The sequence below is a fragment of the Cellvibrio sp. 25HG11W-0 genome, from assembly GCF_057815475.1.
In genome coordinates, this window is sequence record NZ_CM174230.1 from 2,659,477 (window position 1) to 2,684,235 (window position 24,759).

Below are 24,759 nucleotides of genomic sequence, written 5' to 3' on the forward strand. Positions count from 1 at the left end.
AGGCAACTCATTTTCGAAAAGATGTTTTGGTTAAACGAATAGAGGCTTTGGTTAAAAAAGACACTTGCGATTGGGCATACTTATCCAACTTGGCCGAAAGCGCTTGATAAAAACTCGCCGGCAATTCAGCCGTAATCGCCAAATAATACCAATGGGGCTGGGCGAAGGGGCGACATTTAACTGCATCTTTTTCGGTCATCACCAGCGCGAACTCATCACCATAAGCTAAATCTTTGGGCGTGAAAGCATAGTGATCTGCAAAGCTGTGGGCGATTGGATTCAGTTGCGCCAGCCTTAAACTTTGGTAAAACCGTTCAGGATTGCCAATACCCGCCACTGCATTTACTGTTTTTCCCGCAAAATCAGTGAGGGGACTAGCCACTCCCGACACTAGGTTCACAAGTTCCAGCGCCTTAATTTCCATCGGCATCCAAAATAAATCGCTCAACCCTAGCAGAGAAAAATCAGCAGTTGGAGTATTCACCAGCACCCAGTCAACTTGCTTTAAACGCTGAATCGATTCACGCAGCGGCCCCACAGGTAATCGAAAACCATTGCCGACACCTCGTTGACCGTCCACCACCGCAATCTCTAAAGTGCGACCTAATTTATAATGCTGTAAGCCATCATCGCTCAACAAAATATTGCAGCCTACATCCTCCAAGCGACGCGCCGAAGCCAAGCGATCGCTACCCACACAAACGGCGCAGCCTGTGCGCAAGAAAATACTCAGCGGCTCATCGCCCGCTTCCGCCGCGGTACTTTGAGCATCCAATAGATAAGGGTAGGCAGGCGCATTGCCCCCATAGCCACGACTGATAACGCCCGGCGTGAAACCCTGCTCCTGCAGATAGGCTACCAAGGTCATAAGCAGTGGGGTTTTACCCGTTCCGCCTACCGAAATATTGCCAACCACCACCACGGGTGTTGCCAAAGTCTTTTGCTGGTAGCGTTTCAGCCATCCGCGTCGCAAGGCCGCTAGAAGGATAAACAACCACATCACCGGCAATAACAACAGCGTCCAGCGCCGCTTGCCGTACCATGCATTCAGCCAGCGCTGTTCACGGGCGAGCGCCTTATCAGCAGTAGTCGCGTTATTTGGCATAGGGTTAGTTGATTTACTCAAAGTAATGGCAGCTACACAGAGATAGAAATAAAAACGCCTGCATCACAATAAGCCTGCAGGCGTTTGATTGGGGGGAATTCTAACTAACTTTTTAGTTTTTTTCAGGTTCTGGCTGGCGCGTGGTGATACTCAAATGACTAAAACCAAGTTGCCCCGCTGCATCCATGGCTTGCACTACCGCTTGATGCGGCGTTTTGGCATCAGCGGTGACGATCAGCGGCAGTTTGGTATTGCCTTCTGACAGCTTTTGAATGCCCGACATAAGCGTTTCAATCTTGTTATTCACCAAGGCTTTGCCGTTCAGTGAATAGCTGCCATCAACACTGATAACGATCTCTAATTGATCCGGTAGATCGCTACTCGGCTCGCCCGTCGCTTCAGGTAAATCCAAGGTGAGATGGGTTTCTTTGGTGAAGGTGGTAGACACCATAAAGAAAATGAGCAGTAAAAATACCACATCGATTAAGGGGGTAAGATTTACGCCCTCTTCATCGCGGTTTTGGCGGCGAAATTTCACAGAGGCCTCCGCACTACGCTTGTTTTACATCGACACGGCGGTCGCTGTGGAGCGCGTCAACCAACTTGATCGCCTCCTCTTCCATGGTGACGACTATGGTGTCGATACGGCGCTGAAAAAAGCGATGACTAATCGTCGCAGGAATCGCCACCATCAAACCAGCAGCTGTGGTGTAGAGCGCAACCGAAATACCGCCCGCGAGTATGCCGGTATTGCCAGTGCCTTGAATCATGATGGAGTTAAACACCTGAATCATCCCAAACACGGTACCGAGCAAGCCAAGCAACGGCGCAATATTGGCGATGGTACTGATAATACTGATGTAGCGTTCCAGCTCGTGGATGACTTGCGTGGCGGCTTCTTGGATCGAATCTTTCATGACATCGCGGCCATGCTTGGAGTTGCTTAAGCCCGCCGCGAGAATCTGACCGAGTTGCGATGACTGCTTGAGTTCACGCAGCTTACCGGCATCGACTTGGTTGTTCTTGATCCAGCTCCAGACTTGAGCCAGTAAGGTTTTAGGAGCAATTTTTGCAGGATTAAGTGTCCAGTAACGCTCGACGCTGATGGCAATGACGACGAGTGAGCAAATCAAAATGGGCCACATCAAAATGCCGCCGGCTAGGAAGATTTCTAACACACTGGGATCCTCTAAAAATGGAAAATTCTTATTTATTGTGCTCTGGCGAGCGCGTATTTAACGCGTTTGTGCCACGCAATCGTTCAGTAAATAGCAGCCTTGCTTACCACCAAAAGGTAGGCGGCTATGGCCACATGAAAGCGCGTTACCTTACCACAAGCAATTGATAAAGCTATGATCTGGCAGGGGTTTGTCTTTAAATCTGTGAAGAAGTTGCATAGGCGGTTAAATTTGCTCAAGGCTTACCCAAAAACTGCACTTCAATCTAGGGAAAACCAATACCGCTTATGGCGCTGGCGATAAGCCACTAGGGTTAACGTGCCCTCCTCAGTCCACACCAACTGCAGGGCGCCCGCCGTGGCAGTATTCCACGCTTGCGCGCCTATGGCGGCAAACCGCTGCTGCACCAATGGATGCGGGTGGCCGTGCTGATTGCCAAATCCTGTGGAGTAAATCACGTGCTCTGGCAGAGTGGCGGCCACAAATGCAGCAGATGAGGAGGTGCGACTGCCGTGATGCCCCGCCAAGAGCACCGTTAAGGGTTTAGGCAGCTCGGGGTTGCGCTGCAACTGCGCTTCCACCTCTTGCTCAGCATCCCCCGGCAGCAAAATAGATTGATCTTTATAGCGAATCAAGAGCACACAAGAATGATTATTGGCATTGGCGCGCGGGTTAATCGCCCAGTGCAAAAATTGAAAATCCACCTCGCCCCAACGCCATGCTGGGTAGTTGTGGCAACTTTGCGCGGAACTATAAATAGAGGAATCAGCCGCACGGGGTTGCTCACCAATCAAAAGCTCGCCCACCTTGAGGCGCGTCAGCAAACTTTCTGCTCCTCCTACGTGGTCGCGGTCCATATGACTCAACACCAGTTTATCGATGCTCGCCATGCCTTCGGAAAACAAATAAGGCATAACAATGGCGCTACCTGCCTCAAAATTAGGGCTGTAGCGCGGCCCTGCGTCATACACCAAGGTTCCATCGGGTGTTTGCACCACAACGGCCGTGCCCTGCCCTACATCTAATACGGTTATTTTGAGCGGCGGTAGATCTGCTGGGCTAAGCAGCGTCAATAAACTCCCCAAAGCCAGCCCAAGCCAACCAAACCAAACGGGCAAGAGTCCACGGGGCAATAACACCAAAAATGCGCTTAACGCCATAAGTGCGGCCAGTTCTGGCGAAAAATGCACGATGGGATTGAGCTGCCCTGGCGCCAAGGCAAGCAACCAGTCCAACCAATATTTCAACAAGATCATGCCCTGCTCAGCCACCCACAATAGCTGCAGACTCAGCCAAGGCCAAAAGGCATGCACGGTAGCAGCCAATAAAAGGCTGGGCACTACAAGGAAGGTGACAAGAGGAATGGCAATAAAGTTGGCGAGGGGTGCAGTCAATGAAACACTATTAATAAAAACACTGAGCGGCACCAAAAGCCCAATAAACATTACCCATTGCGAGCGACTAAAACCGACGAACATGGTGGTAAGTGAAAGCCGACTAAAGCCTCTGGGCTTGGGCTGCACGCTAAAGCGCCCCGTAAAATAGAGCAACAGCAAACCTACCGCGCCAAAGGATAACCAAAAGCCCATATCAAACCCAGCAAGAGGATCAAGCAACACCACCCACGCCAGGGCGAAACAATAGATATCGACAATGCGCCCCTGCCGCCGCCAAATCGCCAGCCAATAAAACAGCGCCAACATCAGAAAGGTGCGCAAAGTGGGAATATTAAAACCGGCCAAGGCGGAATAACCCAACGCAAAGAAAATCGCGCTGCCATAGGCGACGTACTGCGCAGGCAGGCGATGCCAGCAAGATTGCACAATACGCCCCAGCAACAAGCCCAGCGCATAACCAAACATCGCCAAAAACCCAACGTGCAAACCCGATATTGCAATGAGGTGACTTGTTCCCGTTTGCTGCATTCGCAGCCATTGTTGTTTATCGACCTGGGTGCTCTCACCAATCAAGAGCGCAACTAAAATGCCCTTTTCACTCGATTGACTGGTGCGCAACAACCACTGTTGTAACGCATAGCGCCACTGATCTACTTGCACCGACAGTCCCATCCAAGCCTCAGACGCGCCGCAACTAACGCATTGGTTATTGGTATTGGTGCGCACATAACCCGTAGCGCCTATGCCTTTGCGCAACAGCCAAGCTTGATAATCAAAGCCCGCTGGATTGACCAAACCACGGGGGCGTTTCAGGCGCACCTGCAACTGCCAAACCTGTCCGGGAACCAGCTCAGGTAAGTTGGCTGTTTTCTCGTTCGATTTTTTATACTGCACTTTTTGATAGGGGCTGAAGGCATACCAACTGAGCTGGATAGACGATGGGAGCCGCATCTCTTTCAGGCCTTTAGCCCCAAAGGTATTCGCATTCACAGCTGCAAATTCATCCAGCGCCAAGGTAAAGCGCAATCGCTCACCCGCGACGACAGGCAAGCCTTGAATGCGGCCACGCACCAAAAGATCGCGCCCCTCTAAAGCAGGGTTGAGCTGCTCTGCGCGCAGTAGCTGCCCTGAATAATTCCCCCAGGCCAAGCCAAGCAGCAACCCGAGAATACTCAGCAAACCAATTTTTACTCGTCCAGAAAATGGCTCAGCTAATCCCCTCACACCCAGCCATAGACTGATGAGCGCAAGCAGTAGGAGCACAAAAAATAAATAATGAATGGGTAGTAACTGCGGTGCGATGCTAAGGGAGAGAACCCCCAGTGCGAACAGAACGTAAAAAGCTGGCATAGTTCGGCATCCTTGTCCGAGGCAATATATAAACACGATAATTTGTAGGAACTAAGCTTAGTCGAAACTCAATTCTCGTAACAAGCGCGTAGATAATATTCTCACTGCCATAGAGTTCATACTTAATTAAGGGCATAATGCCGACCTTATTTCAGCAGTACTGTGGTTTTACATGGCTCGCAATTTTCTGAAACGCTTCATTCCCTCCGCTGCTGCAATTAAAAGCAACCCAGCGTTGCATTTTTTGGGCGATCTTTTACACGACCCAAACCTATTCCACCTGAATAGACATTCTGTTTCTACCGCCTTTTTTATTGGAATCTTTATTGCCGTTGCAATTCCACTGCCTGGCCAAATGGCGATTGCAGCAGTCGCTGCACTCTATTTTCGCTGCAACCTGCCTATCTGCGTTGCACTCGTGTGGATTACCAACCCCCTTACACTGCCCTTCTTCTTTTACTTTGCCTATGTTTTGGGTTGCTTTGTACTGCGCATTGCCCCCACAAAATTTACCTTTGAGCTTTCCTGGAGCTGGGTAACCAATGAATTAGAGCGTTTATTACCACCCTTTCTACTCGGTTCACTCCTGCTCGGGCTCATTCTCGCCACCCTTGGTTACATCACCATGCAGCTCTACTGGCGCTGGAATGTTAATCGTAACTGGGAAAAACGCAAAAAAAGCCGCAACAACAAACCCTTGTAACGATTTAGTATCAACCAAAACAAACAATTAAAGCGCAAACCTGATAACCGAATTCAGCGCGCGCCTGTAATATTCGCTCTGTAATATCGCCTCTTTGCGTCAAAAATAACCATATAGCATCACTACAGCACCTACTCCCCCCTAGCAAAATAACCTAAAAACCCCATCCCACCATTTTCCTTTCACACCATCACCTAGGTGTCATAAACGCTCTTTATATTTTGGATTTCTACCCTAACCAAAAGTGAGTTAACCATGACCTTGGACGATGCTCAGTATATGGAGCGGATCAATGCTGATCTGCTCGATAGTTACGACGAAGAAATAGAACTGGAAATGGAAGACCATTGGTACGGCCAAACCCCGGGTATTGAGCTGGGACGCATGATGGGCACCGAGCCCGCCGATGCCAAAACTTACAGACGCCTGTATTTCCGCGAGCTGTTTCGACTGCAGGCTGAGCTGGTCAAGCTACAGGATTGGGTTGCAGCAGGCGGCCATAAAGTCGTCGTAATCTTCGAAGGCCGCGATGCCGCCGGTAAAGGCGGTGTGATTAAACGCATTACTCAACGCCTCAACCCCCGTATTTGTCGCGTCGCCGCATTACCCGCACCTAACGAGCGCGAGCGCAGCCAGTGGTATTTTCAGCGCTATGTATCGCACCTGCCCGCTGCGGGTGAAATAGTCCTATTTGATCGCAGCTGGTACAACCGTGCCGGTGTTGAAAAGGTCATGGGCTTTTGCAACAACGATGAATACGAAGAGTTTTTCCGCTCAGTACCTGAGTTCGAAAAAATGCTCGCACGTTCCGGTATTAAAGTTATCAAATACTGGTTCTCCATCTCAGATGAAGAACAAAACCTGCGCTTTTTAGGGCGCATTCACGACCCGCTCAAACAATGGAAGCTCAGCCCTATGGATTTGGAATCCCGCCGCCGCTGGGAGCAGTACACCAAAGCCAAAGAAATCATGCTAGAACGCACCCACATTCCTGAATGCCCTTGGTGGATAGTTGAAGCCGTGGATAAAAAGAAAGCGCGCCTCAACTGTATACATCATCTGCTTCAGCAAATGCCTTACACAGAAATCAAACGTCCACATATCGAACTACCCGAACGCGAATACCACGACGACTACAGCCGTCGCCCTGTTGCCGTGGAGATGTTTGTACCAGAAGTTTTTTAACCACCACAATCTGTAAACACAATAAACAGACACCTTAACCATACTAAGCTGCTGAAGGATTCCCCCATGAATAATGATCTCGCCGCAACCAGCGCAAATACCATGTCACCGCAACACTCATTACCGGTTCTCAGTCTGTTTTTCGGCGTAATTATGGCCGCGGCCACCGCTTACTTTCTCTACTGGGGTTTGGATTACACCAACCACACGCATGTTGCTGTATTCCTTTTGGCAACCGCTTTTGGTTTATTCATGGCCTTTAATATTGGCGGCAATGATGTCGCCAACTCCTTTGGTACCAGCGTGGGCGCAGGCACCCTCACGGTTAAACAAGCGCTCTGTGTAGCCGCCGTGTTTGAAGTTAGCGGTGCGGTGATTGCTGGCGGCGAGGTCACCTCAACCATTCGCAGCGGGATAGTAGATTTAACGCGCATGACCGTAGAGCCCATGCAGTTTGTCTACATCATGATGTCGGCACTCTTGGCCGCTGGTATATGGTTATTGTTCGCCTCTAAAAAAGGTTATCCCGTCTCCACTACCCACGCCATTATCGGCGGCATAGTCGGCAGCTCTATTACTTTGGGTTTTATTTTAAACGGCAGCGAAACCGCTTTTGCATTAGTCCAGTGGGACAAAATTGGCGCCATCGCCGTGTCTTGGGTGCTATCGCCAGTACTCGGCGGTTTTGTGTCTTACCTCCTTTTCGGGGCGATTAAAAAGCATATCTTAAGTTACAACGACGAGGCCGAAGAACAGCTTAAAGTCATCAAGGTAGAAAAGAACAAACTGAAAGATGAGCACAAACGAGCCTTTGAACGCCTGAGTGATATTCAAAAAATATCCTACACCAGCGCTATGGCGCGCGATGCGCATACATTATCGCAAAAGGATTTTCAGCCTGAAGAATTGGAATCGCCCTACTACAAAGAAATTCACACAATTGACAGTAAAAGCGGCGAATTAAAGGCCTATAAAGCGCTAGAAAATTGGGTGCCTATTATTGCCGCGCTGGGTGCCATTATTATTTCCTCCATGCTCTTATTCAAAGGCTTAAAAAATATGGATTTGGGGCTGAGCACCCTGCATAACTACTTAATCATGGGAATGGTTGGCGCCGGGGTCTGGATGGCCACTTTTATCATGGCCAAAACCCTTAAAGGCGAATCCTTGAGTCGTTCGACTTTTTTAATGTTTAGCTGGATGCAGGTATTTACCGCCTCAGGCTTTGCTTTTAGCCATGGTTCAAATGATATCGCCAACGCCATAGGCCCATTTGCCGCGATTATGGATGTATTACGTAGCGGAGAAATTGGCTCAAAAGCCGCCGTCCCCACTGTTGCTATGGTGACCTTTGGCGTTGCTCTTATTGCTGGTCTTTGGTTTATCGGCAAAGAGGTTATTCAAACTGTGGGCCACAACCTTACCAAAATGCACCCAGCCTCTGGCTTCTCGGCAGAATTGGCCGCTGCCGCCGTGGTAATGATGGCATCACTCCTAGGTTTACCCGTATCCAGCACCCATATTTTGATTGGTGCCGTACTGGGAATTGGCTTAGTCAACAACTCCACCAATTGGGACCTGATGAAACCCATTGCCCTAGCATGGGTAATTACCCTACCCGCTGCCGCTATTCTCAGCGCCTTGGCGTTTGTAACCTTAAGAAATATTTTTTAAGGTTCTCAACTAATTACTACAAATCAAAAACGGCAGCTTTTGGGCTGCCGTTTTTATAGGTTTAAACGAAATTAATAACCTAAAGCCGCCTAAAAAAGCAGCATTAATCAAAATTAATGCAGCTTTACAAAAAATGTCTTCTTATCAAACGTCGTCTTTTTAGCTAATCTCATACTTAATCTAAAATCTTTAATACTCGCCTATACTATTGATAAATATAGAATTAATTAAATTTTAAACATTAAAATCTACCCAATAAAAAACCATATACAAACCCAATATTACAGGTAAAAATTAATGGCTTACTGATCAACCCTACAACAGAAGCAAGACGCATCCAGCCTACTGGCCCCCGCCTTATATTCATATAGACTAGATCTCAGGAATAACCCTAAGAGATCTAGCTCATGAACCTTAAACCCTCAAGTAAATACCGGTTGAAACTTGCGCTCACAGGTGCAATTACCTTGTTATTAAGCAGCGGTGTATTGGCCGACAAAGCCAAACTCCAGCTCAATGATCAGGACTACTTCGAAACCCAAGGCTTAAATGTACTGGTGTTTAGCAACTGGTACGACGGCCTATTTAGCGACTCTAAAATCAGCGGTATAGAGCTGATCCAACATGGCGAGCGCAATGCCACCAATGGCGATTTGCGCTTAAATGCAACGCCCGAACAATGGGATGAAATCCCCCAGTTTATCGAGCGCAAAATCTACCCAGAGCAGCAGGCGATTGAAGCTTTTATGCGCTACCCCGCCTACGACTTGAACTATTCCATCAAGGTACAGGCTCAAGGCGAAGGTGTGCACATCAGTGTGATTCTGCCCAAGGCCCTGCCTAAAGCGCTGGAAGGTATTGCAGGTTTTAATTTGGAATTTGTGCCCTCAGCCTACTTTCACAAAGCCTTCTTAATGGATGAAACCGCTGGCATCTTTCCCGTCTACCCCGGTGGCCAAAAAGAAATTAACGGCACAGCCGCAGCGCACGCCTTGGCCCAGGGGCAGCAGCTGGTATTGGCACCAGAAGACAGCAGCAACCGCGTCACCATTCGCAGCAATGGCTCGCCGCTTGCTCTCTACGATGCCCGCGCCAAGGCACAAAACGGCTGGTTTGTAGTGCGCTCACTCATTCCCGCCGGTAAAACCGGTGCGGTAATAGAGTGGGACCTGCAAGCAAGCACAGCCAAAAACTGGCTGCGCCAACCCATGATCGCGCATTCGCAAGTGGGTTATCACCCCGCCCAACGCAAAGTTGCCGTCATAGAGATGGACAAGCTGGATAAAAAAATCCACACCGCCAAACTCATCAAAATTCAAGCCGATGGCAGCAGCAAAACCGTGCTCAGCGCCAAACCCAACACTTGGGGCCAATACCTGCGCTACATCTACCGCGAATTCGATTTTACGCAAGTGAAAGAGCCTGGCCTTTACGCCATTCAATACGGCGATCAACAAACCGCCAGCTTCCGCATCGACACCGAGGTTTATGAAGCCGCTTGGCACCCCACACTCGACACCTATATGCCGGTGCAGATGGATCACATGCTGGTGAATGAGGCCTACCGCGTTTGGCACGGCGCCTCTCACCTAGACGACGCCCTGCAAGCGCCGATCAATCACGAGCATTTTGATCTCTACGGTCAAGGCCCCACTACCGACACTCCCTACAAACCCGGCGAACACATTCCCGGTTTAAATATTGGCGGCTGGTACGATGCGGGCGACTTCGACATTCGCACCCAATCCCAATACGCCACAGTGATGGACTTGGTCGCCGTCTGGGAAAACTTCGGCCTTAAACGCGATGTCACCAGCGTCAACTACCCCGAAAAATTAGTAGACCTGCACGTGGCCGATGGCAAGCCTGATGTGCTGCAACAAATTGAACACGGCACCCTCGCGCTCATTGCCCAACACCGCGCACTCGGGCGCGCCATCCCTGGCATAGTGGAAGCTCACATAGAACAGTACACACACTTAGGTGATGGCATTACCAAAACCGATAATCAGGTTTACGACCCCAAAATGGGTAAGCTCGAAGAGAATGGCAAAAAAAGCGGCAAGTTTGACGATCGCTGGGCCTTTACCAGTAAATCCACGCCGCTCAATTACGGCTCAATTGCAGGCCTAGCCGCGGCGAGCCGCGCACTTAAAGGCTATAACGATGAACTCGCACGCGAAGCCTTAATGCGCGCGCAAAAAGCCTGGGCAGACGAACAGGCCAAAACCGAGCCCGACATGTTTCAAGTGGGCAACACCGCGGGTGGTGGTTTAGAAGAAGAACAATTAAAAGCGGCAACCGAATTACTACTCACCACCGGTGAATCTCAATATGCAGAGGTGATTAGCACACTATTACCGAAGCTTGCTGATAAATTCCAATTCCACGCCGTCTGGTTCTTGCGTGCCCAACCCAAAATGCCCAAGGCATTTCGCGACCAGCTAGAACCCCTAGTCGTGGCCTATCAAAAACAACAGGCAGAACTCAGTAAGCAAAACCCTTTTGGTGTGCTCATCACCAACGGAGGATGGGCCGGCAGCGGTACAGTAATACGTATTGCAATTACCAATTACTATATGCACAAAGCCTACCCCAAACTGTTTGATAAAGAGCAAGTGCTAAGCGCATTAAACTTTCTTTATGGCACTCACCCAGATCACAACTTATCACTTGTAAGCAATGTGGGTACCCGCTCTAAAGAAGTCGCCTACGGCATGAACCGCGCCGATTTCTCGTTTATCGCAGGCGGCATAGTGCCCGGCATCTTAATTTTGAAACCCGACTTCCCCGAAAACCGTGAAGACTGGCCCTTCTTCTGGGGTGAAAACGAATATGTCATTACCCAAGCGGCAGAGTATATTTTCTTGGTCAATGCCGCCGAAGAGCTATTAGGCGAGAAATAACGCGTCTATTTCCAACCCGAGCAGCGCTCACTAAAAAGCCGCCCAAACCTAGTTTGGGCGGCTTTTTAGTCTTCACAACTTGCAGTGCACCAGAGATTAAACAAGAATGGCCGCCTCGATTAAAATACCTCCTTGTGAGAACAACCATGACCCTCTGCATAATTACCACTGGCGGCACCCTCGACAAAATTTATTACGATGCCAAAAATGACTATCATATTGGCGAACCCAAAGCGCCAAAAATTCTAGCGCGCGCTGGCATCACCTTACCAATCACATTAATACCCCTATTGCGCAAAGACAGCCTCGAACTCACCGATACAGATCGCGCGCTGATCCGCAGCGCAGTGGCAGAATCCAGCAGCGATAAATTCATCATCACCCACGGTACCGATACCATGACCGCAACCGGTCAAACACTAAAAGGTATCGAAGGAAAAACCATTGTATTAGTTGGCTCTATGTACCCCGCCGAATTTCGCGACTCCGATGCAGACTTTAATTTAGGCGCCGCACTTATGGCCGTAAAAATACTTCCCAACGGGGTTTACATCGTCATGAACGGATGTGTTTTTGACCCAGATGAATGTATAAAAAATGTTGCAGAAAGCCGCTTTGAGTTGCGTAAGTAGGTATTGGGCTTAGACAAAGGAAATACCTAAAGGAAGCTATCAAAGATAAATAGGAATTTCACTTTCAAACGATAACTTGGGGTTGTTATGAGTAAATGTACATATTTTTATAAAATTACCTGCCATGCTTTTATGGCTATATTAATACTTTTTTTGGTGTCATGCGCCTTGAAGGAGACCATCCCATTTGCAGATAAAGAGATCAAGGAAAAATATCACGCAGATGAATTAAAAAAATATTTTGAAGGCTTATATGATTTAGAACATCCTGGATTCTCTTATCTCATATCAAAAGATGGGAAAATCATTATAAGTGGTGGAGTAGGGGCTGCAAATATTGAAGAAAAAACCCCAAATAACACCAAAACAATATTTCGAGTAGCTTCTATTACCAAGCAATTTACAGCCGTTTCAATTTTACAATTGGCAGAGAGTGGAAAGCTATCAGTAAATGATTCTTTGGCTAAATATTACCCTAACCTGCCTAACGCTGAAAAAATAAGTATCAGAAACTTACTAAATCACACGTCCGGCATGTGGGAACAGGAAAATGATGATCAGTTCCCATTTCCAATAGACGAGTTAGTATCTGAACAAGAGCACCTTTCTTATATACAAAAAAATGGAGTGTTTTTTGAGCCTGGCGAGAAATGGCAATACTGTAGTAACGGCTACTTTGTATTGGGTCTAATTGTGGAGAAGGTATCAGGGCTTCCTCTGGGCTTGTATATGGAAAAAAATATCTTTGCACCCTTAGGCATGAAGAGTACCGGTCTTTATGAGAATAGCGTTAAATATGACCACAGCGCTATTGGCTATGGTGTGGCTGAAGATAAGCCTTATAGAGAAATTAATGTGAACATGACCACTTATAATGGCGCGGCAGCATTATATTCGACTGTAGAGGATTTATTTATTTGGAGCGAGGCTCTACATAACGGAAAATTAATAAATGAAGTTTCTTATAAAGAAGCAATTACGCCATATGAATTTACAAATGGTTTTGTCCCTTTTGTCGGTTATGGATTCGGCCTCGGTATAGAGCCTGTAGGTGGGCACAATACAATTGGGCACCCTGGACAAATGAAGGGGTTCCATTCAGATATTTTGCGCCTTCCTGATGACGATATAAATATTATCCTTCTTTCAAATATGAATAATTATCAATTTAAAGTTAAGTGGAGATTTTCAGAAAAAATTATTAACATTATGTTTCAAGAATAAAATCATAACAAATAAGGATATGTCGCGGCACAGCTACGACATATCCTATTATGTGTGCAAGCTCGGCCTCAAGCTTCCTTCTATAAAAAACATATTATTGTGGGCTTCAGCTGAGATTCGAGCATTCAACACACACCTGCTTACTTCACGCCATCCAGCCCGAGCGCTAAATGATTAAAATTTTTCTACTCTTTATTGCTACCGCACTGGCTGAAATTATTGGTTGTTTCCTGCCTTACCTTTGGCTGCGCAAAGAGGGTTCCATTTGGTTGTTATTACCGGCTGCACTGAGCCTTGCGCTTTTTGTTTGGCTACTCTCTTTGCACCCTGCGGCCAGTGGTCGTGTATACGCGGCCTATGGTGGGGTTTACATTGCCACGGCATTGGTTTGGTTGCGTGTGGTAGATGGCGTTAAGTTAAGCACCTATGATGGTTTAGGCGCAGGAGTTGTGCTGCTAGGTGTGGCTATTATTGTGGCTGGATGGAAAAGTGCGTAAGTATTCGAAAGCGGTGAATCCCCCTAACAATGAATATCACCACTTAAACAATAATAACTTTCATCTGTAAAGTTTTGCTGTTAGCCTTGTGGAGTCATAGCTGTAGCCACCCAGCTTGTAAACTGTAAAGTGATCATTAATAAAAGTGGCGATTAATAAAAGTGGCGATTAATAAGTGCAGCTACCAATTCAAAACAGCTATTTTAGAAAATAGAGCGAAAGCGAATTGGAACGAACCTAAATTGGAGCAACATAACGCTTGAATTGGCATCAACGTTTTAAACAATGGGGTCTTGCAGCACTGACTATATGGCTTTTGGTTGGCCTAGTCGGTGTTCATGGTCACTTTTGTTTTGACGGCCAAGAACCGCCTGTCTCCATGCATTTTGATATTATCGGCGGCCATGATACTCACTCCCCTAGTGAAGCCCATGAAGACGTTGATGTAGACCTTTCTCAATCTGTGCAAATTAAATCCCCGCAACAAGACCTTGTATTACCGCTACTAATTGCCCTCGTTATTATCTTTTTAGTATTGCCCAATCACTTCGCTGTTATTCGCGATGTAATTTATGGCACGGCCCGCATTAGCGGTTTGCGCCCCCCTCTGCGAGCACCGCCCGCCTCTCTCACCGCATTGATCTAATCCCCACTGGGGGAATCTGTGTATTGCTCATCACTAAGCCTGGCTTAGGTCGGACGATACGCGCATCACTGGAGAGAACCACATGAATTATTTACAAAAGGCATGCGCCCCGTTTGCGCTTGCTGTCGCGTGTTTTCCATTTTTAGGATTTGCCGCCACAAGCGCATCACACACAGCACCTCTGCGCTTAGAGGATGCCATACGCGCTACGGTGCAATACAACCCGCAGTTAATCGGTTACGACTTTAAAGTAAAAGCCTTGGCAGGAGAGCAGCAAACCGCCGCGTTACGGCCCGAACTTCGCGCTGCCGCTGATGTAGAAAATATTGCGGGCACGGGTGAATTTAAAGGCACTGATGGCAGTGAGCTAACACTGTCGGTGTCATCCGTTATTGAGCTGGGCGATCAGCGCGATGCACGCATGGGCTTGGTAACCGCGCGCCAACAGCAACTAGCGTCTGCGCAGCGGGTACTTATGTTGAATGTCTTAACGGAGGTTACCCATCAATTTATTCAAGTCGTCGCCGCCCAGGAACAGCACAACTTAGTAAAAGAAGCCCGGCAACTTGCACAGCAAACCCTCGACTCACTAAGCCAGCAAGTGCGCGCAGGCAAAACGCCAGAAGCCGATTTGTGGCGCGCGCAAGCTGCCCTAGCCCGCGCCCAAATAGCAGTGCAACGCGCAGAGCTAGGTGTGCATACAGCGCGCATGACCTTAAGCACTTATTGGGCAGATCCAGCCCCTAGCTTTAGCGTTGCTGCTGACCTCTATGCAACCCCGCCCGCACTTGCCTTACCGGATGTTCAAGCTCAGCTCGCCACTAACCCAGACATTTTACTCTTAGCAGAAGATCTACAGGTTCGCACAGCCGTACTGCGACAAGCGCGCAGCGAAGGCCGCTCCAAGCTTGAATGGAATTTGGGTGTGCGGCATATGCAAGCAACGGATGATACCGCCATGGTCGCGGGCATCAGTATGCCACTGGGCTCCACCAAGCGCGCATCCGGCGCTATAGCGACTGCACGCGCTGAGCAACAAAGTATTCAGCTCGCGCTCGATAGTACACACATTCAGCTGCAAACCGAACTACGCCGTTTATTTGAAGAGCACCAGCAGGCGGTATCTGAACTCACTGCATTGCGCGCACAGGTTTTACCTGCCCTTAAACGCGCAGAGCGCGAAACAGCTGCGGGGTTTGAACGCGGGCGCTACAGCTATTTGGAATTCAATCTAGCCCAACACGAATTGTTGGATGCCCAGCAAGCCTATATAGAGACAGCGGTGCGCGTGCAGGAAACTCGCATTGATTTGGAGCGCATTACCGGCGCGGCACTGAATAAAAAAATTAGTGAGGTTACCCCATGAACACAGCTCAAAAAAATCGCTGCGCTTCAACACCATGGATCGCAACACCCTGCATAAAAAGACCTTGCATAACAACAGCTCGATCACTACTGAACTTCTGCTGCATGCTGGCTTTTTGTTTGTTCACCTTTTACTTTTCCGCCACCAAAAATACTTTTGCTGCAACAGCCGAGAAAGCCCATCAAGATCACGAAAATGAACAAACAATAACCTCAGAAAGCCACGACGAACACGACGAAAAAATTCTGCTCAGTAACCAGCAACAACAAAATGCGGGCATCGAACTCACGCAGGCGGGCGCAGAGACCATCAACGAAACCATACCGCTGTACGGTTTAGTAAGCGTCAACCATGAACGCGTGCAAAAACTTTCGGCGCGTTTTCCCGGCGTAATTCGCAGTATCAAAGTCGCCTTGGGCGACAAGGTAAAACCCGGCGATGTACTCGCAACCATTGAGAGTAACGAAAGCTTAAAAAGCTACGAGTTAAAAGCGAGCATTGCAGGCGTTGTTATAGAGCGCAACGCAACACTGGGCGATCTAACCACAGATGCACCCTTGTTGGTCATCGCAGACTTAAGCAGTGTTTGGATTGAGTTATCGGTTTTTCCGCGCGATCTGGCGCGCGTGCATAGCGGGCAATCCGTTCGTATCGAACAAGCACAACAGCATTTTATAGCCCAGGGCACCCTAGACTATATCGCCCCAATGGCGAGCCCCATCAACCAAACTGTCACCGCTCGCGTTACACTCGACAACCCTCAAGGCCAGTGGTTACCTGGTCACTTTGTTAAGGCTGACGTTACCCTAGCGGCTACAAATGTCGCGGTCGCCGTGCGCAATGAAGCACTGCAAACACTAGAAGGCAATACAGTTATTTTTGTGCAAACGGATAAGGGTTTTGAAACTCGCCAAGTACGTATCGGGCGAGCCGATAAAGACTTCACTGAAATACGGGAAGGCGTTACAGCACAGGAAAGTTATGTCTCGCGCAACAGCTTTGTGCTCAAGTCTGACCTAGGCAAGGAGAATGCAGAACATGAACACTAATCTGCAGTATGACGGCAACGTCTCCTTACTTCATCGCATAGGAGTAAAGCGCCATGATTGATGCACTTATTCAATTTTCTATCGCGCGCCGCTGGTTAATGATGTTTTTTATCGTTGTGATAACAGGAACCGGTCTTTGGAGTTACCAACACTTACCGATTGATGCAGTGCCTGACATCACCAATGTGCAGGTACAAATTAATACTCAGGCACCCGGCTATTCACCACTCGAAGTGGAACAGCGCATAACCTATCTCGTGGAGGTTGCCATTGCGGGGCTTCCTCATGTGCAGAGTACTCGCTCCCTATCCCGTTACGCGCTCTCGCAAGTAACCTTAGTATTTGAAGAAGGTACAGACATTTATTTCGCGCGCACGCTGATCAATGAACGCTTGCAGCAAGCCAAAAGCCAAATGCCCGCTGGAATCGCGCCGGAGATGGGACCCGTGGCCACAGGTCTTGGCGAGATTTTTCACTACTCGCTCCAAGCTGCTCCACACGCACAGCAAGCCAATGGCGAACCCTATGACGCCATGGCACTACGCACACTGCAGGATTGGGTGATACGCCCGCAATTGCGTTTAATCCCTGGAGTTACTGAAATTAATACCATGGGCGGTTACAAAAAGCAGTTTCACGTCACCCCCGACCCAAGTTTAATGCTGGCCTACGGCGTTACCTTTGAAGCAGTGGTTGAAGCCTTACAAAATAACAATGCCAATGTCGGCGCGGGTTACATTGAAAAAAATGGTGAGCAATATTTAATTCGCGTACCAGGGCAATTAGCCGATATTCCCGCGATTAAAAACGTCATAGTTGCACGCAGAGATGACGTGCCCATCACCCTGGCAGATATTGCCGAGGTCGGGCTCGGCAAAGAATTGCGCACCGGCGCAGCAACTCGCGATGGCGTGGAAACAGTGCGCGGCACGGCGATTATGTTGGTAGGTGAAAATAGCCGAACTGTCGCCAGAGAAGTCGCTGAAAAATTAGCGGAAATTAATCTAGCATTACCGGAAGGTGTTAGCGCCGAACCGCTGTACGACCGCACAGTTCTGGTCGACAAAACCATTGCAACCGTACAAAAAAACCTGCTCGAAGGCGCCATTTTAGTATTGGTTGTTTTACTGCTCATGCTCGGCAATTTGCGCGCGGCACTCTTAACGGCCATGGTTATTCCGCTCTCTATGCTCATGCTCATGACTGGCATGCTCCACACCAAAGTCAGCGCTAACTTAATGAGCTTAGGTGCGCTGGATTTCGGTTTGATTGTCGATGGTGCCGTGATCATTGTAGAAAACTGCCTAATGCGTTTGGCACAACGGCAACACCAACTTGGGCGTTTGCTTGAATTAGAAGAGCGCCTACACACGGTATTCCGCGCCACACGAGAAGTATTTACGCCCAGTTTAATCAGTGTGCTTGTGGTTATTTTGGTGAACCTACCGATACTTGCCTTGACCGGCGTTGAGGGGAAAATGTTCACGCCTATGGCTTTAGCCGTCATCATGGCCTTAATCGCCGCCTTGATATTATCGCTAACCTTTGTACCTGCGGCCCTTGCACTTTGTTTAACAGGAAAAATAGAAGAGAAAGAAAATCGGCTAGTACAGGCATGCAAAACCGCGTACCAACCTACACTGGCTGCTGCACTACATTTTCGCGCACCCATTTTAGGCGCTGCTGTTGTATTAATACTCGGCTCGGGTTGGTTGGCCGCGCGTATGGGCACTGAATTTATTCCCACACTTGATGAAGGCGATATTGCCGTCCAAGTTCTGCGCATTCCTGGCACGAGCTTAAGTCAATCACTGGACATGCAAATTCAAGTTGAGCGCGCGGTGTTAAAAGTGCCCGAAGTTAAAACCATCTTCGCCGGAACTGGGACAGATGAAGTTGCCAGCGATCCTATGGGGCCGAATATTTCCGATGGCTACATCATGCTCAAAGATAAAGCCGATTGGCCCGATGCAAAAATCACCAAAGCAGATGTGCTCAAAGCAATTGAAGCTCAGCTAGCGCAAGTGCCAGGCAACGCCTATGAAATTAGCCAGCCCATCCAAATGCGTTTTAATGAATTGATTTCTGGCGTGCGCTCTGATGTTGGTATCAAAATTTATGGCGATGATTTAGACCAACTCATGATCTCCGGCAACCAAATTGCCGCTCTGCTTAAACAAATAGCAGGTGCAGATGATATTAAAGTCGAGCAGGCAGAAGGCTTGCCAATATTGTCGATAGATGTGCATCATGAAAAATTACGCCGCTATGGACTCAATGTCGCCGATGTACAAAACACCTTAACCACCGCTACAGGCGGAAAAGAAGCTGGGCAAATATTTGACGGTGACCAGCGCTTTGATATCGTGGTGCGCTTGCCTGAAACGCTGCGCAACAATCTGCAAGCCTTATCCCATCTTCCCATTCCTTTACCTACAGGCGGATATGTTCCACTGGGCGAAGTCGCACAGTTAAACCTAGCGCTGGGCGCGAACCAAATTAGCCGCGAAAATGGAAAGCGCCGTTTGGTGGTGAGCGTCAATGTTCGCGAACGGGATTTGGGTGGATTTGTCGCAGAGGTACAACAAAAAATTACGCAGAAAATAAAACTGCCACCCGGTTATTGGCTGGATTACGGCGGCACCTTTGAGCAATTAGAATCGGCGTCCAAACGCTTAAGTTTATTGGTGCCATTAACATTGCTGATGATCTTTGCCTTACTCATGATGACCTTTGGTTCTGCCAAAGATGCCCTACTGGTCTTCAGTGGCGTACCCCTAGCCTTAACCGGCGGTGTTATTTTTCTCTGGCTGCGTGACATCCCATTATCTATTACCGCTGGCGTTGGTTTTATCACGTTGTCAGGTGTAGCTGTTTTAACCGGTGTGATGATGGTGTCCGCCTTTCGCGACGGCATAAGAAAAGGCTTACGTCTTGACACTGCGATAAGCGAAGGCGCCATGTTACGCTTGCGCCCTATTTTAATGGTCGCACTGGTAGCGGCATTAGGCTTTTTGCCTATGGCATTAAATACCAGTACCGGCGCAGAAGTTCAACGACCGCTAGCCACCGTAGTAATTGGTGGCATCATTTCATCAACGCTATTAACGCTCTTGGTATTACCTGGTTTATATCGCATGGCGTATAGAAGGCTACTAAACAATTAAATCTCTGATTTCATTCAAAGCGCAGCCAAACTTGTTGAAGCCGTGCTTTGAGTGAAAAAAGGATAAGTGCTTAAGAAAAAACACCTAGTCACAAACCATTACAAGCGAAGTGATTTCCTCATGAATTTGTTCAACATTAACTAGCTGTGAAAAGAGAACATCCACACCTTGGGCAGTGGCCAAGCCCAGTAAAACACCCAACACCGAACCCCGATGGCAATTTTCCCCACCTAAATTGGTATTAATCAACAGTGCCTTTTCAGGGTCATCTAAATATTTGTAAAGCAAAAAAAGAATGCTTGGCCATGAATCATCGATATAACATGCCTTAGAAAAAACGCCACCCACCACTTCGTTATCTTCTAATTTTCGCTGCATGAGCTTTTTAATATCTAAGCTCGCAGATTTTTGTGCGGCAAGTGCGATAATTTCTCGCACGTCTTCATCCTCACGAAACAAAAGAGCATCGATTAGAAGGACAAAGTAATTGCAGATTTCTGCTAACTTCTTATCGGGGTGCGTGAGATACAAATGCTCAACACACAAAGCCTGCACTCGCGCAAGGGATCTATCAATTAACAGCTCAGAAATTGCAATAGGTGCAATTGTAACCAAACCACCAATGGATGCAGTATCGTGGGTATGCGCCCCGCATTTGTGCGATGGTAGACCTTTGGCTAAATTTGCAAAAAAACCGCGATGATATGATTCTGCATAGGTATCTGGATGAAGCGGTGCCTCTGCGGTCATAAATGCAATATAGTTTTCTAAAAAAAGCGCCGAGTCATAACGACCGCTATTGGCACTTAAGGTTCGCATAACAAGCCTGGCACAGTGAGCATTCAATGTATTCTCACCCGCCGCCAAGCCTTGATGGTAGTGTTGATTGGCAACACCCCAAAACTGTCGCTTTCCTTTTAAAATTATACCGCCAACAACTTCGGGCTCGGCCGTAACATTTTGCGACCCTCGTCCACCCGCATGAGTGGAATGAAGAGACATAATCGACGATGGATGCATCTGTGGTGCCGCTTCAAACTTTTTAATGCCGCCAGGAAAAGCCCTTATGATATCTAGAGGGTTATAGTACCAATGCACCGGCATTGATAAGGCGTCGGCTACATAAATAAGCTTTAATGCTGCAGAAGCTCGCGCCATAACATCTTGCTTGTGTGAATCCATAATTTTACCCCTATTTTTTACTGCCTTTAAAACTCCATCATTTTTTTAGCGGCTGCAATACCCGATAAATACGCACCTTCCACTCGCCCACCCATCAACCAATCTCCCGCTAAGACCAAACTACTGTCTCGCTGCCCGCTATAAGTTTGTGTAGCCAACACCGTAGAGTTCGGTTCACCTACACTACCCCGTGCGTATCGCCAGCGATGCGCCGATATTAGTGTCCACACAGGCGGCGTCGATTGAGAAACCCACAGCGCTAACAAACGGCTAAACTCTGCAGCGAGTATGGATGCGACTTCATCAGCATTTTTTTCTAAATTTTCCTGTGACCATGTTGGTGTTGCATGTAGCACCCAGGTTTGAATTGAAGCATTATGCAAATTACGCGATGGCTTGGTATTATCTTGCGCGACCCAACCAAGCGGCCCCACATTCACAAATACACTCGCGAATGGAAGTTCAAACCTAGACTCAGCTGACAACATAACGGCCCAACAAGGCTCCATCATTACATTTTCCACAAGCTCACGGGCGCAATGATTCTGTGGTAATAGTTGCTGAGCCTGTTGCGCAGGTATAGCGACAATCAATTGTTTAGCGCACCAGTCACGCAATTCCGTTTTCACCTGCCAGCCTAATTTCGTTGGGGCTACAGACGTAACCTGCGTATTCAATTGTATAGATAGATTTCTAGCCATGAATTGCAGCGGCGACCGCATAAAAGGTACGCCCACCCATCGCTCAGTAGGTTTCGTATCACGGAGCGCTTCGCCGTCCCAAGCTCCGACAGCAGAATCCCATGGGGCGGCAACCTTCGCAGAAATCCACTCTGCCAACTGAGCCTTAAAAGCTGGCGACTGCGCGGTAAAATACTGCGCGCCATGATCCCATTGCAATGAATCTTTCACGCGTGTGGACATTCGCCCACCTACATTGTGTGACTTCTCGAGCACGCCAACCTTTTTACCCGCCGCATCCAAATAGCACGCGGCCGAAAGCCCCGCCATTCCCGCACCAATAATGAGAACATCAAATTCAGTTTTCACATTTTTCCTTTTTATATTAACCGGCCTTACTCACTACTAACTTGCCCTACTCGCTGCATATTTCGCACGCGCTTGATGCAGTTTTTTGTAACTGTCGATGAGGCGCTGGTGCTTATCTAAACCTTCCAGTTTCATGCTGGTTTTAGTGAGACCGTAAAATTTTATGTCACCGTTTACTGTACCGACGACATTTTCCATGGTCTCTTTGCCAAACATTCGATTGAGATTGCCAATGAAATCCTCTAGCGCCAAGTCGTCATCCAAGGTGATTTCAAGTACGGCGTGTACCGCCTGATAGAATAAACCGCGCGCAAGGGTGTTGTTGTTGTACTGTAAAAACTCGGCGACTAATTCAATAGCTTCTCCGCGCTCACCTATAGCCAAATACCCAAGAATTTTTACTTCCAGAATCGTTAGCTGACCCCACACAGTATTATCGTCAAACTCTATCCCTATGAGCGTTCTTATATCGGTATAGTTATCTAATTGACTATCCTCTAAGCGCCGCAGCAATTTAATCAGCCCGCGCTTACTGAGTTCATGGATATTCAAAATATCCGCGCGGTAATCGAGCGCTTTATTGGTGTTGTCCCACATTAAATCTTCAACAGGGTAAACCTCTGAATAATCCGGCACCAAAATACGGCAGGCGCTAGCGCCCAAGTCAAAAAAATCGGCGATATAAACCTCTTTACCCATATCCGCCAAAATGTCCAACAAACTTGCGCTCTCCTCAGTATTAGTACCGGAGAAATCCCACTCGCAGAATTCATAGTCATGCTTCGCGCTAAAGAAGCGCCAAGAAATTACACCAGTAGAATCAATAAAATGCTCTACAAAGTTTTCCGGCTCAGTCACTTCCATGCTATTAAACGTTGGTCGTGGCACATCGTTCAAACCTTCAAAACTGCGACCTTGTAATAACTCGGTTAAGCTGCGCTCTAGCGCAACTTCAAAACTCGGGTGGCCACCGAATGATGCAAACACACCGCCAGTTTTGGGGTTCATTAAGGTCACGCACATCACGGGGAATTTCCCGCCCAAGGATGCATCTTTAACCACTATAGGAAAGCCCTGCTCTTCCAAGGCATGAATACCCGCGAGGATAGCCGGGTACTTTTCCAATACCTGCATAGGCACATCTGGCAACACGAGTTCTTGCTCGATAATTTGCTTTTTAACCGCGCGCTCAAAAATTTCTGACAGGCATTGCACCTGTGCCTCGAGCAAATTATTGCCCGCACTCATGCCATTACTTAAAAATAGATTTTCAATTAAATTAGACGGAAAATAAACTGTTTCGCCGTCGGACTGACGTACGTAGGGGAAGGAGCAAATACCGCGCTCAACCTTGCCAGAATTGGTATCAATCAAATGCGTGCCCAGCAGCTCATTTTCGGGGTTATAAATGGCTAAGCAATAATCATCCAAAATACCCGCGGGCAGCTCACCCCTAGGGCCGGGCTTAAACCATTTTTCATTGGGATAATGGACAAAGTCGCTATTGGCAATGTCTTCACCAAAAAACTGATCGTTGTAGAAAAAGTTGCAGTTAAGGCGTTCAATAAATTCACCCAGCGCCGAGCAGAGCGCACTCTCTTTGGTGGAACCCTTACCATTGGTAAAGCACATAGGCGAAGCCGCATCGCGCGCATGCAGCGACCATACGTTGGGTACAATATTGCGCCAAGAGGCGATTTCAATCTTCACCCCAAGCTCAGCCAAAAGGCTGGTCATATTGGCGATAGTTTGCTCAAGCGGTAAATCTTTGCCCAAAATAAAGGTGCTGCTTGCACCCTCTGCAGGCGCCATCAACATGGCCTGCTTGTCTTGGTCGAGGTTATCCACTGTTTCTATGACGAATTCAGGGCCAGTTTGCACCACCTTTTTCACCGTGCAGCGGTCAATGGAGCGCAAAATACCTTGGCGGTCCTTCTCGGAAATATCTTCCGGCAGCTCCACCTGAATTTGAAATATTTGGTTGTAGCGGTTCTCAGGGTCAACAATATTATTCTGTGATAGGCGAATATTTTCCGTGGGAATATCCCGCGCCAAACAATAGACCCGCACAAAATAAGCCGCGCAGAGCGCCGAAGATGCCAAGAAGTAATCAAAAGGGCTAGGTGCCGAACCATCGCCTTTATAGCGAATGGGCTGATCGGTAATGACTGTAAAGTCATCAAACTTGGCCTCAAGCCTGAGCTTGTCGAGAAAGTTAACCTTGATTTCCATTAAATTGAGTCCAATGTGGGTGTGATAAGCAGATACGCTTAAAACCTGATTCACTGCAGGTCTTTAGCGAGAGCTCATTGAAGGATGATTCAGAATGGCGACAATTATCGGTCTTTTCGCGGGAATAGTCTGTATATTTGTGGGACTGAGCAAAGATCGGCGTATTAACGCAGCAAGTGCATTATTTTTTCGTAGCCTAAACGAAATAGCCTAAGCT

The 24,759-nt window shown here is 48.0% G+C and carries 18 protein-coding genes; 11 read left to right on the forward strand and 7 right to left on the reverse strand.

What is annotated here, in order from left to right; genetic code table 11:
- Window positions 1–7: 7 nt before the first annotated feature.
- From lpxK to AC0KUT_RS11245, 4 genes are all read right to left on the reverse strand, one after another.
- Complete coding sequence (gene lpxK, locus AC0KUT_RS11230; protein ID WP_488829976.1) at window positions 8–1,105, reverse strand: tetraacyldisaccharide 4'-kinase; 1,098 nt, start codon at window positions 1,103–1,105, stop codon at window positions 8–10.
- Window positions 1,106–1,217: 112 nt separating this feature from the next.
- Entirely contained in the window at window positions 1,218–1,643 is a 426-nt protein-coding gene (locus tag AC0KUT_RS11235; protein WP_488829977.1) for an ExbD/TolR family protein, read from the reverse strand.
- A 13-nt stretch (window positions 1,644–1,656) separates the two neighbouring features.
- Window positions 1,657–2,283: a MotA/TolQ/ExbB proton channel family protein gene (locus AC0KUT_RS11240; protein ID WP_488829978.1), complete on the reverse strand. Its 627-nt coding sequence runs from the start codon at window positions 2,281–2,283 to the stop codon at window positions 1,657–1,659.
- Window positions 2,284–2,543: 260 nt separating this feature from the next.
- Complete coding sequence (locus AC0KUT_RS11245; RefSeq protein WP_488829979.1) at window positions 2,544–5,030, reverse strand: DNA internalization-related competence protein ComEC/Rec2; 2,487 nt, start codon at window positions 5,028–5,030, stop codon at window positions 2,544–2,546.
- Window positions 5,031–5,202: 172 nt separating this feature from the next.
- Between AC0KUT_RS11245 and AC0KUT_RS11250 the strand changes: the two genes are divergently transcribed.
- The 11 genes from AC0KUT_RS11250 (at window position 5,203) to AC0KUT_RS11300 (ending at window position 20,079) form a co-directional block, all read left to right on the forward strand.
- Window positions 5,203–5,733, forward strand: a complete 531-nt coding sequence (locus AC0KUT_RS11250; RefSeq protein ID WP_488829980.1) for a DUF2062 domain-containing protein — start codon at window positions 5,203–5,205, stop codon at window positions 5,731–5,733.
- A 255-nt stretch (window positions 5,734–5,988) separates the two neighbouring features.
- On the forward strand, window positions 5,989–6,918 hold the full coding sequence (ppk2, locus tag AC0KUT_RS11255) for a polyphosphate kinase 2 (RefSeq protein WP_488829981.1): 930 nt from the start codon (window positions 5,989–5,991) through the stop codon (window positions 6,916–6,918).
- A 66-nt stretch (window positions 6,919–6,984) separates the two neighbouring features.
- Window positions 6,985–8,592 (forward strand): inorganic phosphate transporter, encoded by a 1,608-nt coding sequence (locus tag AC0KUT_RS11260; protein WP_488829982.1) that lies wholly within the window; start codon window positions 6,985–6,987, stop codon window positions 8,590–8,592.
- 407 nt (window positions 8,593–8,999) lie between these two features.
- Entirely contained in the window at window positions 9,000–11,498 is a 2,499-nt protein-coding gene (locus AC0KUT_RS11265) for a glycoside hydrolase family 9 protein (protein WP_488829983.1), read from the forward strand.
- A gap of 146 nt (window positions 11,499–11,644) precedes the next feature.
- Window positions 11,645–12,130 (forward strand): asparaginase domain-containing protein, encoded by a 486-nt coding sequence (locus tag AC0KUT_RS11270; RefSeq protein WP_488829984.1) that lies wholly within the window; start codon window positions 11,645–11,647, stop codon window positions 12,128–12,130.
- A gap of 87 nt (window positions 12,131–12,217) precedes the next feature.
- A complete protein-coding gene (locus AC0KUT_RS11275) occupies window positions 12,218–13,354 on the forward strand; it encodes a serine hydrolase domain-containing protein (RefSeq protein ID WP_488829985.1) in 1,137 nt (378 codons plus the stop codon).
- Window positions 13,355–13,524: 170 nt separating this feature from the next.
- On the forward strand, window positions 13,525–13,851 hold the full coding sequence (locus tag AC0KUT_RS11280; RefSeq protein ID WP_488829986.1) for a YnfA family protein: 327 nt from the start codon (window positions 13,525–13,527) through the stop codon (window positions 13,849–13,851).
- A 259-nt stretch (window positions 13,852–14,110) separates the two neighbouring features.
- Window positions 14,111–14,497, forward strand: a complete 387-nt coding sequence (locus AC0KUT_RS11285; RefSeq protein ID WP_488829987.1) for a hypothetical protein — start codon at window positions 14,111–14,113, stop codon at window positions 14,495–14,497.
- A gap of 82 nt (window positions 14,498–14,579) precedes the next feature.
- Window positions 14,580–15,863, forward strand: a complete 1,284-nt coding sequence (locus tag AC0KUT_RS11290; protein ID WP_488829988.1) for a TolC family protein — start codon at window positions 14,580–14,582, stop codon at window positions 15,861–15,863.
- Between the two features lie 119 nt (window positions 15,864–15,982).
- The gene (locus AC0KUT_RS11295) at window positions 15,983–16,912 is read left to right on the forward strand and encodes an efflux RND transporter periplasmic adaptor subunit (protein WP_488829989.1); all 930 of its coding nucleotides are present in this window, start codon (window positions 15,983–15,985) and stop codon (window positions 16,910–16,912) included.
- Between the two features lie 53 nt (window positions 16,913–16,965).
- A complete protein-coding gene (locus tag AC0KUT_RS11300) occupies window positions 16,966–20,079 on the forward strand; it encodes an efflux RND transporter permease subunit (protein WP_488829990.1) in 3,114 nt (1,037 codons plus the stop codon).
- 84 nt (window positions 20,080–20,163) lie between these two features.
- Here AC0KUT_RS11300 and AC0KUT_RS11305 read toward each other — a convergent pair whose 3' ends face one another.
- From AC0KUT_RS11305 to AC0KUT_RS11315, 3 genes are read right to left on the reverse strand one after another with little or no spacing between them, the layout of a single operon-like run.
- A complete protein-coding gene (locus tag AC0KUT_RS11305) occupies window positions 20,164–21,261 on the reverse strand; it encodes an ADP-ribosylglycohydrolase family protein (protein ID WP_488829991.1) in 1,098 nt (365 codons plus the stop codon).
- Between the two features lie 26 nt (window positions 21,262–21,287).
- Window positions 21,288–22,310, reverse strand: coding sequence for an NAD(P)/FAD-dependent oxidoreductase (locus AC0KUT_RS11310; protein ID WP_488829992.1), 1,023 nt, complete (start codon window positions 22,308–22,310; stop codon window positions 21,288–21,290).
- Between the two features lie 36 nt (window positions 22,311–22,346).
- Complete coding sequence (locus tag AC0KUT_RS11315) at window positions 22,347–24,596, reverse strand: OsmC domain/YcaO domain-containing protein (RefSeq protein ID WP_488829993.1); 2,250 nt, start codon at window positions 24,594–24,596, stop codon at window positions 22,347–22,349.
- Window positions 24,597–24,759 lie beyond the last annotated feature (163 nt).

Coding starts and splice junctions, on each gene's coding strand:
- AC0KUT_RS11270 (WP_488829984.1), top strand. CDS start 11,645: ATGACCCTCTGCATAATTACCACTGGCGGCACCCTCGACAAAATTTAT.
- AC0KUT_RS11290 (WP_488829988.1), top strand. CDS start 14,580: ATGAATTATTTACAAAAGGCATGCGCCCCGTTTGCGCTTGCTGTCGCG.
- AC0KUT_RS11265 (WP_488829983.1), top strand. CDS start 9,000: ATGAACCTTAAACCCTCAAGTAAATACCGGTTGAAACTTGCGCTCACA.
- AC0KUT_RS11300 (WP_488829990.1), top strand. CDS start 16,966: ATGATTGATGCACTTATTCAATTTTCTATCGCGCGCCGCTGGTTAATG.
- AC0KUT_RS11280 (WP_488829986.1), top strand. CDS start 13,525: ATGATTAAAATTTTTCTACTCTTTATTGCTACCGCACTGGCTGAAATT.
- lpxK (WP_488829976.1), bottom strand. CDS start 1,105: ATGCCAAATAACGCGACTACTGCTGATAAGGCGCTCGCCCGTGAACAG.
- AC0KUT_RS11305 (WP_488829991.1), bottom strand. CDS start 21,261: ATGGATTCACACAAGCAAGATGTTATGGCGCGAGCTTCTGCAGCATTA.
- AC0KUT_RS11260 (WP_488829982.1), top strand. CDS start 6,985: ATGAATAATGATCTCGCCGCAACCAGCGCAAATACCATGTCACCGCAA.
- AC0KUT_RS11275 (WP_488829985.1), top strand. CDS start 12,218: ATGAGTAAATGTACATATTTTTATAAAATTACCTGCCATGCTTTTATG.
- ppk2 (WP_488829981.1), top strand. CDS start 5,989: ATGACCTTGGACGATGCTCAGTATATGGAGCGGATCAATGCTGATCTG.
- AC0KUT_RS11250 (WP_488829980.1), top strand. CDS start 5,203: ATGGCTCGCAATTTTCTGAAACGCTTCATTCCCTCCGCTGCTGCAATT.
- AC0KUT_RS11245 (WP_488829979.1), bottom strand. CDS start 5,030: ATGCCAGCTTTTTACGTTCTGTTCGCACTGGGGGTTCTCTCCCTTAGC.